Raw genomic sequence first — 16618 nt, 5'->3', positions numbered from 1 at the left:
GACATTTATTGTGTATTTCATCTCTGTCTTTGAGTCGTTTACTATCCCTATATGTATACCGTAGTGGGTATATAGATCCACCGTACCGTACATATATACCCACCATGGTGAGTATATATGTTTACCAAACGGTTTTACTATCCCCTGTTTTACAGGTCAAATCCAATGTCGCGGCGGAAGTATTTCTTGTCGAAATCTATCATATCTGCCACTTTATAGCTCTGAGCCAATGCTTCTTCTTTAGTTGCACCGTAAGAGCAAACTGCAATAACACGTCCTCCATTTGTTACCACCTGACCCTCTTTCACGGTTGTTCCGGCATGGAAAATGATACTGTCTGTTGCGGCAGCTTGTTCCAGCCCGCTGATAGGGAATCCTTTCTCGTAAGCTTCGGGATAACCGCCACTAACAAGGATTACACAACCTGCGGAACGTGGGTCCATTACCAATTCCTTCTCGTTAAGATTGCCTGTGGCTGTACTTTCCAGCAATTCAACGAAGTCGCTCTGGATACGAAGCATTACACTCTCTGTTTCCGGATCGCCCATACGAACGTTATATTCGATGACCATCGGTTCATCTTTCACTCTGATCAGTCCGAGGAAGATGAAACCTTTGTACGTGATATTTTCTTCTTTCAACCCGTTGATGGTAGGTTCGATGATGCGTGTACGTACTTTCTCCATAAACTCTTCGTCTGCAAACGGGACAGGAGTTACGCTACCCATACCACCGGTATTGAGGCCTTTGTCACCTTCTCCGATACGTTTGTAGTCTTTGGCAACGGGAAGTACTTTGTAGTTCTCTCCGTCTGTAAGTACGAATACGGAACATTCGATACCACTCAGGAACTCTTCGATAACGACAGTTGCTGATGCAGAACCAAACATTCCACCAAGCATTTCTTTCAATTCTTTCTTGGCTTCATCCAACGTAGGTAGGATCAAAACACCTTTTCCGGCACAAAGACCGTCTGCTTTCAGTACGTAAGGAGCTTCCAGCGTTTCGAGGAAGGACAGTCCTTCCTCAAGGTTATCGGCTGTAATGCTTTTGTAGCGTGCTGTCGGGATATGATGACGCATCATGAAACCTTTGGCAAATTCTTTGCTTCCTTCCAACTGTGCTCCTTTGGCAGAAGGACCGATAACGGCAATATGTTTCAATTCGGGATGATTCTGAAAATAGTCATAGATACCTTGTACCAACGGATCTTCCGGACCTACAACAACCATATTGATATTCTCTTTTACAGCAAAAGCGCCGATTGCATCAAAATCAGTAGCTTTGATGTTTACGTTTTCGCCTACGGCAGTGGTTCCTGCATTTCCCGGTGCAATATACAATTTTTCTACTTTCGGACTTTGGGCAATTTTCCATGCAAGTGCATGTTCGCGGCCGCCCGAGCCTAATAATAATATCTTCATAATCAGTAGGTATTATAAATGTTCTTCAAAATATCGGGTAATTTTCTCGTGCAAGTGTACGCGGTCACGACCTGAGACATTGTGCTTATGGCAGGGGTAAATGAACAGGTCGGGATAAGTGCGGGCATCTACACAGGCTTTCATAAACGAAAGCGTATGCTGTGGCACACAGGTATCGTCATGGTCGTCATGAATGATTAGAAGACGTCCTTTCAGTTGTCCTGCAAGGTTTTTAAGGTCGCATTCCTTATATCCTTCCGGATTACTTTGAGGTGTGTCCATATAGCGTTCGCCGTACATTATTTCGTAATATCCCCAATCAATAACGGGACCTCCGGCTACACCTACTTTGAATATCTCCGGGTAACGGAGTAGGAGAGCAGTGGTCATGTGTCCTCCGAAGCTCCATCCATGTACACCGATACGGTTACCATCTACATAAGGGAGAGACTTCAGATATTCGATTCCTTTTACCTGATCCTTACCTTCTTCGATACCCAAATGGCGGAAAGTAGCATTCTCAAACTCTAAACCTCGGTTAGAACTACCCCGGTTGTCGATAGTAAACATGATGTAGCCTTTGTTTGCCATATAAATATCCCATCCACGTGCACCGTTCAGCCATCCGCCTGTGACACATTGTGCGTGAGGACCACCATAGACATAGACAATGACAGGATATTTCTTGTTCGGATCGAAGTCTGCCGGTTTCATCAATCGATAGTATAGATCAGTGGTACCGTCAGCTGCTTTGATCGTTCCGGTTTCGAGAGTAGGCATTTGATAACCTTCATACGGGTTTTTAGATTGAAGTAGATTGATACCTTTGAAGTTTTTAGTATCTATCAAATCGATAGTACGGGCTTCATTTTTAGCAGAAGAAAAGTCTATGAGATAGGTGCCCGAAGCATTGAGTATCCCGTTATGCAGACTTTCTTTGCAAGTATCGAATGGCTGATTCATCTTTCCGTTGCTGACATTAACAGCAAAATGTCCGCTTTTCAGACCTTCTATGGCTGTGAAGATAACTTCTTTCTTTTTTGTATTAAAGCCCAGCAACTCACTTACTAGCCAGTTTCCCTTTGTTAGTTGTTTCAGTAGCTTACCTTCCGTATTATACAAATAGAGGTGATTGAAACCATCTTTCTGACTTTGATAAATGAATTTACTATCGTCCCAAGGCAGGAAAGTAATCGGATGTTGTGGCTCTACATATTTGGGGTGACTTTCTTCGAACAGAATCTTTACCAAGTCTCCCGTTTCTACATTGTATTGGCAAAGTTTGGCATGGTTCTGGTCACGATTCAATTCAATAAGATAGAGGCTTTTTTCATCCGGTGCCCAACTAATATTAGTGAAATAGCGATCGGTAGGATCACCTGCATTCAGATAGATACTTTTTCCTGTTTCCGGGTTGTAAATACCTACTTTTACCTTATGACTAGTCATTCCCGCCATTGGATAACGGATATTGTTTACTTCTCCCACACGTGCCGTAATGTCTACAAGCGGATATTGTGTGACCATGCTTTCATCCATGTGGTAGAAAGCAAGTAGGTTTCCTTTCGGACTCCAGAATGTACCTTTCTCGATACCGAATTCATTGCGGTGCACCGATTGTCCGCAAACGATTCCTTCAGGTTCATCGGTCACTGCCTGATCGTTTACATACAGGTTGTTTCCTATGGTGTATGCCACTTTTCCACTAGCTGCACAATAATCTTGATTATTTGCTTTCTCTTTCAGTTTGAGTGAATTGACTAGTTGATCTGTTTTAAAGTCATATACAACATATTTACCCGGTAGAGTCAGCAGTAATTGTGACTTGTCCGCCCAGGGGAAGCTAACAGAATATAAATGAGATAGCTTTCCTAAATTGTTAGCTTCTAGCACTTTGTTGATCTGCTCCCGAGTAACAAGCATTGTTTCTTTACCCGTTTGGGGTTGAATTGTATAAATTGTATCAATACCCGGTTTAATGCATTCATCCCCCCACCATTGTAGCGCGTAGAGGTTTTCTGCATATCGGTATGTTTCGCCACCCGGAATTAAGTCTTCCAGTGTCAGCTTTTTCATTTCTTGTGCCATAACATTGATTACCATTGGCAGTGCCATCAATAATAAGATGGTTCTTTTTCCAATTTTATTCATTGTTTTCTTCTTTATTATTTATTTTAAATCTATCTATCGTTACTCCTCCAAGAGTGGTCGTTTTTATCTGAACGGCCGCACTTAATTTAGCGAAAGCCGAGAATAATTCATCAAATTGCTTTTCGTAGCTCTCTCTGTCAGACGATACATCTTCTTCTAAATATTCGATTAGACGAAGGCACGCATGATGTTGATATTTTTGTTATTTAAGCTTTCGGTTACAATTTGTGACCTAAGCTGTATATCAATTAGTTAATGAGGATTAATGATTGAACCTGTCATTAATTATTTATTCTAACTATTCTTCATCCTTTTTAGGAATTCTAGGCTCCCGGTTACCTCTGAACTCTCTCGGTGCTTTCGAATCTCTTCTTTCATGGAATTCTCCGCGTGGCTTTCTATCTCTTCCTTCCTCTCTGGATTCGCCATCTCTGCGCGGTTTAAACTCTCCTTCTCGTCTTGGTCTGGATTCACCATTTCTGCGTGGCTTGAACTCACCATCCCGTCTTGGTTTATATTCTCCATCTTTACGTGGCTTGAACTCACCTTCTCGTCTCGGTCTGGATTCTTCGTCTCTACGTGGCTTAAATTCCCCTTCTCTGCGAGGTCTGAAATCTTTTCTCTCTTTGATTTTTGGAGTAAAACCTTCTTCTCCCTCGTTTTTATCTTCTCCACCTTCTTCTGTTTCCTGACTCTTGAATTCTTTGTATTTTCCATCAAAGATTTCATATTTCCGGAACTCACACTCCAGTGGACCATTGAACAATGGAACCTTTTCACTTGCTTTCAAACCTATCTGGTCGAAGCATTCTTCGCGGTAGGAGAGTACCCACGCCTCATTTCCAACGAAAGCATGTTTCAGACGTTCACCAATCATCTGATACAATCCGAGCAAGTCATTCGTAGAGATACGTTCACCATAAGGAGGGTTCGTTATGATAATTGATTTCTCTTTCGGTTGCTCGAATTGCTGGAATGGTTGCAGTTTCAATACTACGTCTTTGAATACACCGGCAGCTTTTATATTGTGAGTTGCAATCTCATTAGCTTTCGGGTTATTGTCATAACCATAAATCTTATGTTCAAATTCACGTTCTTGACTATCATCATTATAGATCTCGTCGAACATATCCGCATCAAAATCCACCCACTTCTCGAATGCAAATCCTTTGCGGAAGACTCCTGGGGCAATGTTTCGAGCAATGAGCGCTGCTTCGATAGGAATTGTACCCGAACCACACATCGGATCGATCAAGTCACATTCTCCACGCCATCCGGTCATCAGGATCATGCCTGCTGCCAATACTTCATTCAATGGAGCTTCTACCGCTTCCTGGCGATATCCACGACGATGAAGAGACTCACCTGAAGAGTCTAATGACAACGTACAAGTAGTCTGTGCAATATGTATATTCAATAAAATATCCGGATTATTTATGCGTACTGACGGACGTTTCCCGGTTTTATCACGAAAATAATCTACGATGGCATCTTTTACTTTGTATGAAACGAACTTCGAATGGCGGAACTCTTCACTAAATACTACCGCATCTATAGCAAATGTTTTGTCAGTGTCCAGATACTCTTCCCAAGGAATTTCTTGAATCTGACTGTAAACCTCATCGGCATCTTTGGCGGTAAAATGTTTAATTGGTTTCAGGATGCGAATGGCAGTACGAAGGCAGAAATTTGCTTTGTACATCATACGCTTATCTCCTGTAAATGAAACCATGCGGCGTCCTATCTGAATGTCGTTGGCTCCTAATGTTGTCAGTTCTTCTGCAAGTATCTCTTCCAATCCTTGGAAAGTCTTGGCAATAATTTCGAATTGTTCGCTCATATATTGTAATTTGAATTTATTTCTTAGCTTTAGTTTGTACTATTTTTGCACCTGCAGGTACATTTTCTGTTACCCAGATATTACCTCCTACAGTGGCGTCTTTTCCTATGGTGATTCTGCCTAAGATAGTGGCGTTGGAATACACAATAACATTGTCTTCCAATATCGGATGGCGGGGAATGCCTTTGATGGGTTTTCCGTCTGCATCCAAAGGGAAACTTTTAGCTCCTAATGTAACACCTTGATATAGCTTGACGTTATTTCCGATAATGCTTGTAGCACCAATTACCACACCCGTTCCATGGTCAATCGTGAAATAACTACCTATCTTAGCTCCCGGATGGATATCAATACCTGTTTCGCTATGTGCCATTTCCGTAATGATGCGGGGAATCAATGGAACACCTAACTCTAATAATTCATGTGCGATGCGGTAATTACTGATCGCTTTAATAGCAGGATAGCAACAAATTACTTCACCATAACTTTCGGCAGCAGGATCACCATTGTATGCGGCTTCTACGTCAGTTGCCAATATTTTTCTCATACAGGGCAACTTACTGATAAACTTAGCGGCAAGTCGGGAAGCTTCCTCTCTTTTTGAATCGGAACAAGTATTACATTTACCTTCTGCCGTTCCAAAACATAGCCCTGCCAGGATTTGCTCAGATAGCAAATCATATAGCTTTTCGATATTTACACCGATGTGGTAATTGATTGTATGACTGTTGATTGTAGAATTGCCGTAATATCCGGGAAAAAGAATGGAGCGTGAAAGCTCGATAATCTCATACAAGACTTTAGCAGAAGGCAGTGGTTCGCCATCTTTATGTTGATGAAACAGTCCTTTGTAAGATTCGCTTTCCGATAGCTCATCGACTGCCTGTGTCAAAATGTGGGTAAAATTCAATGGACTCATTAGGTCAGTTACTCATTTTTAATATGATATGGGTACAAAGGTATTAAAAAAATGATTAATATCGTTGATATTCAGAATAAAATAAATCAATTAGATCAGTCGTTTCATTTCCAGTTACTTTGTACTTAACTCCTCTGAAATATGAAAACGCCATTTCTTCATCAGAAACGGCGTCCTCTATTTGTTAGAATATTAGAATGAGAGAGTTTTGTTATATATAGATTTGTTTTGCTTTATCTTACTATTGTTCAGACATAGAACCATACAAAGTATATATTGTAGTCCCATTTTAGATAATTAGTGTTGCATACTTTCTTGAATTCTTTCTTTTGTCTACTAATGTATCTGTTTTTCTGTTGCAAAGGTATATATAAATTTGATATAGGAATGGTTGCGGCGAGAAATGTTATCAAAGTGTTATCAATGCTTGGTTAAAGCAACTTGCTTTTTGATAAAATTGGTAGTAAAAAAATATCCGGCAGTAAGTTGCCGGATATAGAATATAGCATAAAGTTGTATAAATATTCATTTCTCTTGCTTTCTGAATACTGAGTTAAATAATGTTATTGCCCCTTTGAAGCTTTGTTTTATCTCTCGAATATGCCTTCAGTAAGGAGTTTTAATGAGCTTCAAGCCAATTTTTACCCCACCCGCAATCAGCTTTTAAAGGAACATGCATACGATAAGCGTTTTCCATTTCCTCGATAACAATCTCTTCGACCCGTTCCTTTTCATTGATAGGAACACTGAAGTTCAATTCGTCATGCACTTGAAGAATCATCTTGGCTTGAATTCCTTCTGCCCGGAATCTTTTGTAAATACGTGCCATGGCTACTTTTATAATATCGGCGGCACTTCCCTGAATAGGTGCATTAATGGCATTACGTTCTGCATATCCGCGAACGACTGCATTACGCGAGTTGATGTCCGGCAAGAAGCGTTTTCGATGGAAGATTGTCTCCACATAACCTTTTTCGCGAGCTATTTGTATGCTTTTATCCATATAAGCCTTCACTCCCGGATACGTCTCAAAATAGCCGTCAATTAGTTCTTTGGCTTCTTTACGGTCTACATTCATCCGTTCGGCAAGACCGAATACGGATATACCGTAAATGATACCGAAATTAGCAGTTTTAGCTTTGCGGCGCATATCCGATCCTACCTCTTTCAGATCAGTTTTATAAATCTTGGCTGCTGTAGCAGCATGGATATCATAATTACTGAGAAAAGCGTCAATCATATTCTTATCTTCGCTGAGGTGTGCCATGATGCGTAGCTCAATCTGAGAATAATCGGCAGAGAAGAAAAGGCTACCTTCATCGGGAATGAATGCTTTGCGAATCTCTTTACCGTTTTCATCGCGGATAGGAATGTTCTGTAAATTTGGATTACTTGAACTAAGTCGTCCGGTAGAGGTTACAGTTTGATTGAAAGACGTATGTACCCGTCCCGTACGAGGATTGATAAGTTGGGGAAGCGCATCGATGTATGTTCCCAGTAACTTCTTCAATCCGCGGTGTTCCAAAATCTTTTCCACTATGGGATGTTTGTGACGGAGACTTTCGAGTACTTCTTCCGATGTAATATACTGGCCGGTCTTAGTCTTTTTGGCTTTCTCTACAATCTTTAGTTTGTCAAACAAAATCTCTCCGACTTGTTTCGGAGAAGCAATGTTGAATGATTCTTCTGCTAATTGGTAGATTTCTTGCTCAATACTTTGCATTTGGGCTGTGAAATGAGCTGACGACTGTTTGAGTGCTTCTGTATCCAGCAGTACTCCATTACGTTCTATATTAACTAATACCGGTACAAGAGGCATTTCAATGTCATAGAATAAGCGTTCGGCATCGTTAGCTTTCAACTCTTTTTCGAGAACATTCTTTAGTTTCAGTGTCACATCTGCATCTTCACACGCATAACGGTAAACGTCTTTAGGGTCCAGATCACGCATGTTTTTCTGATTCTTGCCTTTCGGACCAATAAGCTCATCAATATGGATAGTCTGATAATGGAGATAAATTTCTGCCAGGTAATCCATCCCATGTCGAAGTTCCGGTTGAAGAACATAATGAGCAATCATTGTGTCGAAGAGCGGACCTTTTACTTCTACTCCATAATTCTGGAGAACGATCATGTCATACTTGATATTCTGTCCGATTTTCAAAGAATCTTCATTTTCAAAAACCCGGCGGAACTCATTGACGATTTTTAACGCTTCGTCTCGTTCCGGTGGAACCGGTACATAAAAAGCTTGATTTTCTTCAATAGAGAAACTCATTCCTACTAGTTCGGCGTCCATTGGTTCGGTTCCCGTGGTTTCCGTATCTAACGAAAGAATTTTGGATGTAAGTAACTTTTGAATAATTTCACTTCTTTTCTCTTCTGTATCAATGAGTTGATAATTGCATCCTAGCGTTTCTAACGTATCTAGATTTGTTTTTTTTGAGTCGTCTGCCCCGTTGCCCGCAAATTTCGCAAACAAATCGCCTTGTATTGGTCCTTCTTCGTCGGGAAAAAGAGGAAGAGGAGAGAGGGGACTTTTACTTATCGTTTTATTTCCATTTGCTGTTTCACTTCCGAAGTTCTCTGTTTTGAGAACACGATCGATGAGCGTTCTAAATTCCAATTCTTCAAAAATCTGACGAAGTGAATTTTTGTCTACCTGTTCGCGAATGAGTGAATCCATTTCAAGTTGGATAGGAACATCAATTTTGATCGTTGCCAGAAATTTGGAGAAAGTGATCAATTCCCGATTCGTTTCCACTTTTGTTTTCAAAGCTCCTTTCAATTGATCCGTATGCTCCAACAGATTTTCGATACTTCCGAATTCGGCAATCAATTTTTGAGCAGTCTTTTCTCCGACTCCGGGACAACCGGGAATATTATCCGATGAATCCCCCATCAGACCAAGCATATCAATTACTTGAGCAGGAGATTGAATGTCGAACTTTGCTTTTACCTCTTCGATACCCATTACTTCAAAACCACCGGTGTGTTTAGGGCGGTACATGAATACATGGTCTGTTACCAACTGACCGTAATCTTTATCAGGAGTCATCATATAAGTAATGATACCCTGCTTTCCGGCTTCGGTGGCAAGAGTTCCGATCACATCATCAGCTTCGAAGCCTGCGACTTCAAGGATAGGTATCCGATAAGCACGAATGATATCTTTAATAATAGGTACGGATAGGCGGATGGCTTCCGGAGTTTCTTCTCGCTGTGCTTTATATTGCTCAAAAGCTTCATGGCGAAAAGTAGGACCGGCGGGATCGAAAGCTACTCCTATATGGCTAGGATTCTCTTTCTTCAGTACTTCCTCAAGCGTATTGACAAATCCGAGGATAGCTGAAGTATTAAATCCTTTGGAATTGATTCTAGGGTTTTTAATAAAGGCATAATATGCCCGATATATCAGTGCGTAAGCGTCTAAAAGAAATAATTTATTGTCTGACTCCATAGATTTATTTAATTTTTCATGGTAAAAGTACAAAAAAATACCGTATTAAACGTTTTATTATTACATTTGTACTCAAATTGTGTGTGAATGGATAGTATCACTTGCATCAAAAAACCAATAACGACTGAACTTGAGGATTTCAGAGACCTTTTTGACAGTTCTCTCTCCAGTTCGAATGCATTGCTCGACAGTGTAATAGCTTATATACGTCAGAGGAATGGTAAGATGATGCGTCCTATTCTCGTCCTTTTAGTCGCACGCCTCTATGGTGCAATCCGTCCAAGTACTCTTCATGCAGCTGTAGCTTTAGAACTTCTTCATACTGCCAGTCTGGTACACGATGATGTAGTGGATGAGAGTACCGAGCGCCGGGGACAGCTTTCGGTAAATGCTGTTTTTAATAATAAGGTGTCGGTATTGACAGGAGATTACCTGTTAGCTACCAGTCTGGTTCATGCCGGACTTACTAAAAGCCATGATATCATACAAGTCGTATCTTCATTGGGGCAGGATCTTGCTGAAGGAGAATTGCTTCAGTTATCGAATGTAAGCAACCACAGTTTTTCCGAAAAGGTCTATTTTGATGTGATTCGTAAGAAGACGGCAGCTCTTTTTGCGGCTTGTACAAAAGCGGCAGCTTATTCGGTAGAAGTAGGAGAGGAGAATACTGAATTTGCCCGTCTATTGGGTGAATATATAGGTATTTGTTTTCAGATTAAAGACGATATTTTTGATTACTTTGATAGCAAAGAGATAGGTAAACCGACGGGCAATGATATGCTTGAAGGAAAACTTACTTTACCCGCTTTGTATGTGTTGAATGCAACTCAGGATGCGCGAATGCGTGAAATTGCATTCAAGATAAAAGAGGGTACAGCCAGCATGGAAGAAATAGCTTGTTTAATTGCATTTACCAAAGAAAATGGGGGAATTGAATATGCCATTCAGACAATGAATGCATATAAGCAAAAAGCTCTTGATTTGTTAAGGTTATTGCCGGATTCAGAGGTGCGGGCTGCTTTGGAGACTTATCTGGATTATGTAGTCGATCGTGAGAAATGATCATTTCCTGAATTTACTCAAAAGCGAATAGCATAAAATTAGTTGTTCCCAATCTTCTATTCTATCTGATTTTATAGCTCTTCCGATAAGACAGCTTTTATCTATTTCTTCTGGAGTACTAAGGACTTCGGCGTAAAAAGTGTTTGCTTGTTCGATGTATTCCCAAGTTTCATCTCTAGTTATATATCCACACTCATGTGCTGCGCGGGCGATTGTGACTGCTAATCCCATATCACAGCCGATAATTCCTCTTTCAAGATCATTTATCCAAATGATTGGATCTCTTCTTTCCTCTGCGTATTTTACGAAGTTATATAGATTCTTGCCTTGTTGAACAAACCGTTCTACTCCGAAAAAGCGTTTACGTATTATCGTTTCAAACTCATTCAAGTTGTCTGTTGATAGCAAAAAAGGAGTTTGTATGGCATAAGATATTCTGTCTCCTTCGTTCATCAGGAATTGTAACATATTGCGGGTCGAATCAGTATCAACACAGTTGAATTTATTGGTGAGAAATTTGATAACTTCTTGTTTGGGTACCCTTGTCTCAATACTATTGAGGCAAAAGTTTTCAAGTGTAGCATGCATATAGCCGATACGTAATCCTTGTTTTCTCTTTGTATTGAGAAGCAGATTTAAAGGGTTATGATTAAATCGTAAGGTCTTTAAGTGTATTTTCATCAATATACTTCTTATTATAATATGGTGTAGGATTTACCGAAAAGCGTGAGAACTGCCACTTGATATCTTTCCTGGGGCTTCGGCAAGCCGTTATGACGATACAAGCAACAGTCCCACGCTCCGTTCGATATATAACAAAAATGTATACGTGAAGGTGCGTGAGACCCGTTTGCTTATCACCGCTCATAACTTTGAATTTTTGCCGAATTCCAGGAGTAGGCAATAAATAAAACGTTCTCTATTTCAAATAGTTATAGAGAAATACTATAACTAAATATATCACAAAGATAATGAAAAAGTAAATAGTAGCAATAAGTAATTTTAGTTTTTCTTAAATAAATACTACCGTACAACACTCATCTTTATAACGAGAGTTGTGCGGTAGTTATATGTAATTGTTAATCTGTCTTTTAGAAAAATTTGATATCTTCGCCTTTGATATCAGAAAGCAGAAGGTTTGCTAACCGGCTTGTTCCCAGACGGAAAAGTTGATTGTTTAACCATCCCTCTCCAAGAATTTCTTTGACGATTGTATAGTAAATGAGTGCATCATTTACAGTATTGATACCTCCGGCGGGTTTGAATCCTATTTTATTTCCTGTTTTTTGGTAGTATTCTTTGATAGCTTCGCACATCACATATGCAGCTTCGGGGGTAGCGGCAGGCTGTTGTTTCCCAGTCGATGTTTTGATGAAATCTGCACCTGAGTACATGGATAGGATAGAAGCCTTTTTGATGTTGGAAGCGCTTTTCAAAGCACCTGTTTCAAGAATCACTTTGAGATGGTGGTCTTTGCAGGTATCTTTCAGTTCTTGGATTTCGTCGCACATCGTTTCATAGTCACCACTCAGGAATTCACCTACAGAGATTACGATATCTATCTCGTTTGCTCCGTCGGCGATGGCTAATGCAGTTTCTGCAATTTTCACTTCAATGAAGGTTTGAGATGATGGAAAACCTCCTGATACACAGGCGATATTGACATCTTCTACTTCTAATGTATTCTTAACGATGGCGGCGAAATTAGGATATACGCAGATAGCCGCTACATTCTTCAGCTCGGGAAACTCATCATCGAATTGATTCACTTTTTCAGCAAAGCGCATGACGCTTTCGTCGCTGTCTGTAGTGTTCAGTGTGGTCAGATCAATGCAGTTGAACAGGAGCTTTTTAACCTCTTCTGTATTGTTTTCCGGCACTTTATTTTCAATCAGATCGGCTACGCGAGCTTGTATATCTGCATCATTCAGATTGGTATTGTATTTCGCCAGAGCGATTTCATACTTACTAGGTTGTGAATTATTCTCTTCCATGATCGTTCAGTTTTGGATTATTAATATGTCTTTTATTGTCTCTCTTTGTTTTCTTTTCCAGACTTTTCTGGAAAGCGTCAGTAACATTGACGCCTGTTTGATTAGCGATGCAAAGAAGTACCCATAAAATGTCGGCTATTTCTTCATCAATGTTGTTTTTTTCACCTTCCTTGAAGGATTGGTCACCATATTTTCGTGCCATGACACGCGCTAATTCTCCGACTTCTTCGGTCAGGACAGCCATATTGGTTAATTCGCTAAAGTAACGGACACCGTATGTTTTTATCCATTGGTCTACTTGCTTCTGAGCTTCTTCCAGAGTCATAATATAACGGTTTAAGTGGATTGAATCGTCGATAGGAAGGAATTGATTCCTCTCATCACAGATTGATTTTATTCTTTATTTTTAGTGTCCATGCATATAGTAACAGGACCATCATTTAAAAGTTCAACTTTCATATCTGCACCGAAAGTTCCTGTGCCGATTTCTTTTCCTAATGCACTGCTCAGATCTTCACAGAATTGTTCATAGAGTGGGATAGAGATCTCTGGTTTGGCAGCTTTGATGTACGAAGGACGGTTCCCTTTTTTAGTGGATGCGTGTAAAGTGAATTGGCTGATAACTAAAATATCACCTCCATCTTCCAGAATAGATTTATTCATAACACCGTTTTCATCATCAAAAATGCGAAGGTTTACTATCTTTTTGCAAAGCCAGTCAATGTCCTCTTTTCCGTCAGTTTCTTCAATTCCAACTAATATCAGCATTCCTTTACCGATAGAAGACTTACAGTGCTTATCGATAGTTACTGAAGCATGGCTAACACGTTGAATTACTACTCTCATTGATTCTTTTGTTATATTTACGGAAGGCAAATTTACGAAATTCGGCAGATAAAATGATGGAATAGAGGAAATATTATTCTCGTTATATTTGTTTGAAGATTTAAAGAGGATGAATTTAAAACTCAATTTTAGAGAAAGAGGACTTTTAATCTGAAACTTGGCCACCCTTATCAGCAATGAAAAGAGCCGTATCATTACTCAAAAATCGAGTTTGATATAGCTCTTTTATACTTGTTAATTGCAATCTAAAACTTTTTAGAGTGGGCATCTTAGTTTTGGCACACTCAATATCTCTGTCAGCGTAAGCCTCTGGTTAAGCAAATTAAGAAAGTTTTTTTAAGTTAATTACTATCCTATATAGAGAATAAACTCTATTTACTGGAGTCTAGTTCTTGCTATTGTTCTTAATATTGAAAAGCAGAACCATTGGATCGAGATATGATAGTACTTTACCCGTTTATATACAAAAAGTATTTCAGATACTAAATATTCTGGTTTAATCCCTCCTTTACGATTTTGGCCTTTGCTTCACCGATGATTGCAGATATATCTTCTAATGACGCTTCTTTTATTCTTTTTACACTTTTAAATTCTTTCAATAAAGCTGTTTTTGTCTTGTCACCGATACCTTTAATGGTATCTAATGCAGAGGCTACTTGTCGTTTACTGCGTTTATCCCGATGGAAAGTAATAGCAAAACGGTGTACTTCATCTTGTATTTGGGTGAGTAGACGGAATAGGGGACTATGCTGTTTGATTCCGATGGTTTGTGGTGGAAATCCAAACAATAGTTCTGAAGTACGGTGACGATTATCTTTAGCTAGTCCGGCGATAGGTATATTCAACTTTAATTCATCTTCAATAACCTCTCTGACAACCTCCATTTGGCCTTTACCACCATCGGTAATAATCAGGTCCGGAAGCGGTGATTGCTCATCAATGGCACGTTGATAACGTCTTCTTACTACCTCTTTCATTGAAGCATAATCATCAGGTCCCATTACAGTTTTTATATTGTATTTACGGTAATCTTTCTTTGATGGTTTGGCTTTTTTGAATACAACACATGCCGCTACAGCGTCCGAACCTTGTATATTGGAGTTATCAAAGCATTCAATTTGCATGGGTAATCTATCTAAATGTAGTTCTTGCTGTATTTCCTTCATTAAGCGCATGCTTCGCTGTTCCGGATTGAGCTTCTCCGCTTGCTTCATACGGTCAGCTTTATATTGCTTTACGTTCAAAATCGAAAGTTCTAATAGTTTCTTTTTATCTCCGCGCTGAGGGACGGTAAAGTTAACGTTATTCAGCTCCATATCCAATTCAAATGGAACAATGATTTCTCGAGACAGGCTTTTATAGCGTTCCCGCATCTCAATGATACCGAGTGTTAGTAGCTCCTCTTTTGTCTCGTTCAGTTTCTTTTTATATTCGAAAGTAAATGCCTGATTAATGGCACCATTTGTGATATGTAGATAATTTATGAAGGCTGAATTGGATTCATCTTCTTCAATGGAAAAGACATCGATATTATGCAGAACAGAGCTAACCACTTCAGATTTCGAGCGATAATTTTCTATCAAAAGGTATTTCTCCTTCATCTTTTGTGCCTCTTCAAACTTCATCTCACTTGCCAGTTCTTGCATTTTTTCTAGCAGCATACGACTAATATCCTGAGTATTTCCCTTTAATATCTCCTTGATTTCATCGATATTCTTTAGATACTCATCCTGTGATTGTAGTCCAACGCAAGGTCCTGCACAATTTTTAATGTGATACTCCAAGCAGACATTGAATTTACCAGCCCGAATATTTTCAGGGGTAAGATTTAGATTACAGGTGCGTAATGGATATAGGTGCTTTATCAAATCGAGTAGAGCATACATGGAAGGGATATGGCTGTATGGGCCATAATAGGACGAACCATTTCTGATAATCTTTCTTGTTTTGAAAACTCTGGGAAAATACTCATTTTGTACACATATTGAGGGATAAGTTTTATCATCCTTCAATAGTACATTGTAGCGGGGTTTATACTTCTTTATCAAGTTATTCTCCAATAATAGTGCATCTTCTTCCGAATTGACAACGATATAGCGGATATCGGCGATTTTGCTGACCAATACACGAGTCTTACCCGGTTCGTGTTCTTTGCTAAAATACGAATAGACTCTTTTCTTTAAGTTTTTGGCCTTTCCAACGTATATAATGATACCTTCGGTATTTAGATACTGGTAAATACCTGGCTTTTCCGGAAGATTTGCCACAATACCTTTCAGGTATTCGCTGGTTGGGTTTACTGAATCTGTATTCATAATCTTTAGAGATGAAGAACTGAAATAAAAAGGGCGTAGCTATACAGCTACGCCCTGCAAATATAATCAATAAGTTTATAATGACAATACTGATTCTACTTCTACATCATCTCCGAACATTGAGATACCATTCAAATCTTTTAGTTCGACGATGAAGTTTACATATACTTTTTTAGGCTTTAACTTTTTCACAAGCGCGCAAGCTGCTTTCATAGTTCCTCCTGTTGCTAATAAGTCGTCGTGCAAAAGGATTATGTCGTTCTCGTCGATTGCGTCTTTGTGGATTTGTACAGTGTCTTTGCCGTATTCTTTATCGTAGCTTTCTTCAAGAGTTTCTGCTGGAAGTTTTCCCGGCTTGCGAATTGGAACAAATCCTGCATTTAAGCGGGTAGCTAGTATAGGCCCCATAATGAATCCTCTTGATTCTATACCTACTACTTTAGTAATACCTTTATCCTTATACATATCAAACATGATATTGGATAACTCTTGCAAACACCAAGGGTCTTTAAACAGGGTGGTTACATCATAGAACAAGATTCCCGGAATAGGGAAATCTGGTATTTCACGAATACTTTTGATTAGCGTTTCTTTGCTCATAATCATT

12 protein-coding genes and 1 pseudogene are annotated in these 16618 nt (G+C 39.5%); 1 reads left to right on the top strand and 12 read right to left on the bottom strand.

Annotated features, from left to right (window positions below; genetic code table 11):
* Positions 1 to 149: 149 nt before the first annotated feature.
* From purD to polA, 6 genes and pseudogenes are all read right to left on the bottom strand, one after another.
* Positions 150 to 1424 carry a phosphoribosylamine--glycine ligase gene (gene purD, locus EJF25_RS13665; protein WP_125041618.1) on the bottom strand — a complete coding sequence of 425 codons (1275 nt, stop codon included), beginning with the start codon at positions 1422 to 1424 and terminating at the stop codon, positions 150 to 152.
* Positions 1425 to 1436: 12 nt separating this feature from the next.
* Positions 1437 to 3575, bottom strand: a complete 2139-nt coding sequence (locus tag EJF25_RS13660; protein ID WP_125041617.1) for a S9 family peptidase — start codon at positions 3573 to 3575, stop codon at positions 1437 to 1439.
* Positions 3568 to 3744 (bottom strand): annotated as a pseudogene (locus tag EJF25_RS25735) (ORF6N domain-containing protein); the annotation flags it as partial. The gene EJF25_RS13660 and the pseudogene EJF25_RS25735, both read right to left, overlap by 8 nt.
* Before the next feature lie 129 nt (positions 3745 to 3873).
* Positions 3874 to 5415, bottom strand: a complete 1542-nt coding sequence (locus EJF25_RS13650; protein ID WP_125041616.1) for a THUMP domain-containing protein — start codon at positions 5413 to 5415, stop codon at positions 3874 to 3876.
* Between the two features lie 16 nt (positions 5416 to 5431).
* The gene (locus EJF25_RS13645; RefSeq protein WP_125041615.1) at positions 5432 to 6334 is read right to left on the bottom strand and encodes a serine O-acetyltransferase; all 903 of its coding nucleotides are present in this window, start codon (positions 6332 to 6334) and stop codon (positions 5432 to 5434) included.
* 619 nt (positions 6335 to 6953) lie between these two features.
* Positions 6954 to 9794, bottom strand: coding sequence for a DNA polymerase I (gene polA / locus EJF25_RS13640; protein ID WP_125041614.1), 2841 nt, complete (start codon positions 9792 to 9794; stop codon positions 6954 to 6956).
* Positions 9795 to 9881: 87 nt separating this feature from the next.
* Here polA and EJF25_RS13635 point away from each other — a divergent pair, with 87 nt between their 5' ends.
* Positions 9882 to 10856, top strand: coding sequence for a polyprenyl synthetase family protein (locus EJF25_RS13635; protein WP_125041613.1), 975 nt, complete (start codon positions 9882 to 9884; stop codon positions 10854 to 10856).
* On the opposite strand, the gene EJF25_RS13630 is transcribed toward EJF25_RS13635, so the two are convergent.
* The 6 genes from EJF25_RS13630 to EJF25_RS13600 all read right to left on the bottom strand — a co-directional run bounded on the left by EJF25_RS13630 (position 10857) and on the right by EJF25_RS13600 (position 16617).
* The gene (locus EJF25_RS13630) at positions 10857 to 11537 is read right to left on the bottom strand and encodes a DUF1266 domain-containing protein (protein ID WP_125041612.1); all 681 of its coding nucleotides are present in this window, start codon (positions 11535 to 11537) and stop codon (positions 10857 to 10859) included.
* 410 nt (positions 11538 to 11947) lie between these two features.
* Positions 11948 to 12850 (bottom strand): deoxyribose-phosphate aldolase, encoded by a 903-nt coding sequence (gene deoC, locus EJF25_RS13620; RefSeq protein WP_125041611.1) that lies wholly within the window; start codon positions 12848 to 12850, stop codon positions 11948 to 11950.
* A complete protein-coding gene (locus tag EJF25_RS13615) occupies positions 12837 to 13175 on the bottom strand; it encodes a nucleotide pyrophosphohydrolase (RefSeq protein ID WP_125041610.1) in 339 nt (112 codons plus the stop codon). Before EJF25_RS13615 ends, deoC begins: the two co-directional genes overlap by 14 nt.
* A 68-nt stretch (positions 13176 to 13243) precedes the next feature.
* The gene (gene dtd / locus EJF25_RS13610) at positions 13244 to 13696 is read right to left on the bottom strand and encodes a D-aminoacyl-tRNA deacylase (protein ID WP_125041609.1); all 453 of its coding nucleotides are present in this window, start codon (positions 13694 to 13696) and stop codon (positions 13244 to 13246) included.
* Positions 13697 to 14178: 482 nt separating this feature from the next.
* Positions 14179 to 16011, bottom strand: a complete 1833-nt coding sequence (gene uvrC, locus EJF25_RS13605; protein ID WP_125041608.1) for an excinuclease ABC subunit UvrC — start codon at positions 16009 to 16011, stop codon at positions 14179 to 14181.
* Positions 16012 to 16086: 75 nt separating this feature from the next.
* On the bottom strand, positions 16087 to 16617 hold the full coding sequence (locus tag EJF25_RS13600) for an adenine phosphoribosyltransferase (protein WP_125041607.1): 531 nt from the start codon (positions 16615 to 16617) through the stop codon (positions 16087 to 16089).
* Position 16618: the final 1 nt, after the last annotated feature.

Origin of the sequence: Bacteroides faecalis (assembly GCF_003865075.1) — a bacterium.
In the GTDB taxonomy this organism is placed as follows: Bacteria; Bacteroidota; Bacteroidia; order Bacteroidales; family Bacteroidaceae; genus Bacteroides; species Bacteroides faecalis.
Note: the sequence above shows the minus strand (reverse complement) of the source record. Positions and strands in the feature narration are given on the sequence as shown.

What these genes read in the sequence shown, in the direction of transcription:
- EJF25_RS13660 (WP_125041617.1), bottom strand. Translation starts at nt 3,575, where the DNA reads ATGAATAAAATTGGAAAAAGAACCATCTTATTATTGATGGCACTGCCA.
- deoC (WP_125041611.1), bottom strand. Translation starts at nt 12,850, where the DNA reads ATGGAAGAGAATAATTCACAACCTAGTAAGTATGAAATCGCTCTGGCG.
- EJF25_RS13615 (WP_125041610.1), bottom strand. Translation starts at nt 13,175, where the DNA reads ATGACTCTGGAAGAAGCTCAGAAGCAAGTAGACCAATGGATAAAAACA.
- polA (WP_125041614.1), bottom strand. Translation starts at nt 9,794, where the DNA reads ATGGAGTCAGACAATAAATTATTTCTTTTAGACGCTTACGCACTGATA.
- EJF25_RS13635 (WP_125041613.1), top strand. Translation starts at nt 9,882, where the DNA reads ATGGATAGTATCACTTGCATCAAAAAACCAATAACGACTGAACTTGAG.
- EJF25_RS13600 (WP_125041607.1), bottom strand. Translation starts at nt 16,617, where the DNA reads ATGATTATGAGCAAAGAAACGCTAATCAAAAGTATTCGTGAAATACCA.
- EJF25_RS13630 (WP_125041612.1), bottom strand. Translation starts at nt 11,537, where the DNA reads ATGAAAATACACTTAAAGACCTTACGATTTAATCATAACCCTTTAAAT.
- uvrC (WP_125041608.1), bottom strand. Translation starts at nt 16,011, where the DNA reads ATGAATACAGATTCAGTAAACCCAACCAGCGAATACCTGAAAGGTATT.
- EJF25_RS13650 (WP_125041616.1), bottom strand. Translation starts at nt 5,415, where the DNA reads ATGAGCGAACAATTCGAAATTATTGCCAAGACTTTCCAAGGATTGGAA.
- EJF25_RS13645 (WP_125041615.1), bottom strand. Translation starts at nt 6,334, where the DNA reads ATGAGTCCATTGAATTTTACCCACATTTTGACACAGGCAGTCGATGAG.
- dtd (WP_125041609.1), bottom strand. Translation starts at nt 13,696, where the DNA reads ATGAGAGTAGTAATTCAACGTGTTAGCCATGCTTCAGTAACTATCGAT.
- purD (WP_125041618.1), bottom strand. Translation starts at nt 1,424, where the DNA reads ATGAAGATATTATTATTAGGCTCGGGCGGCCGCGAACATGCACTTGCA.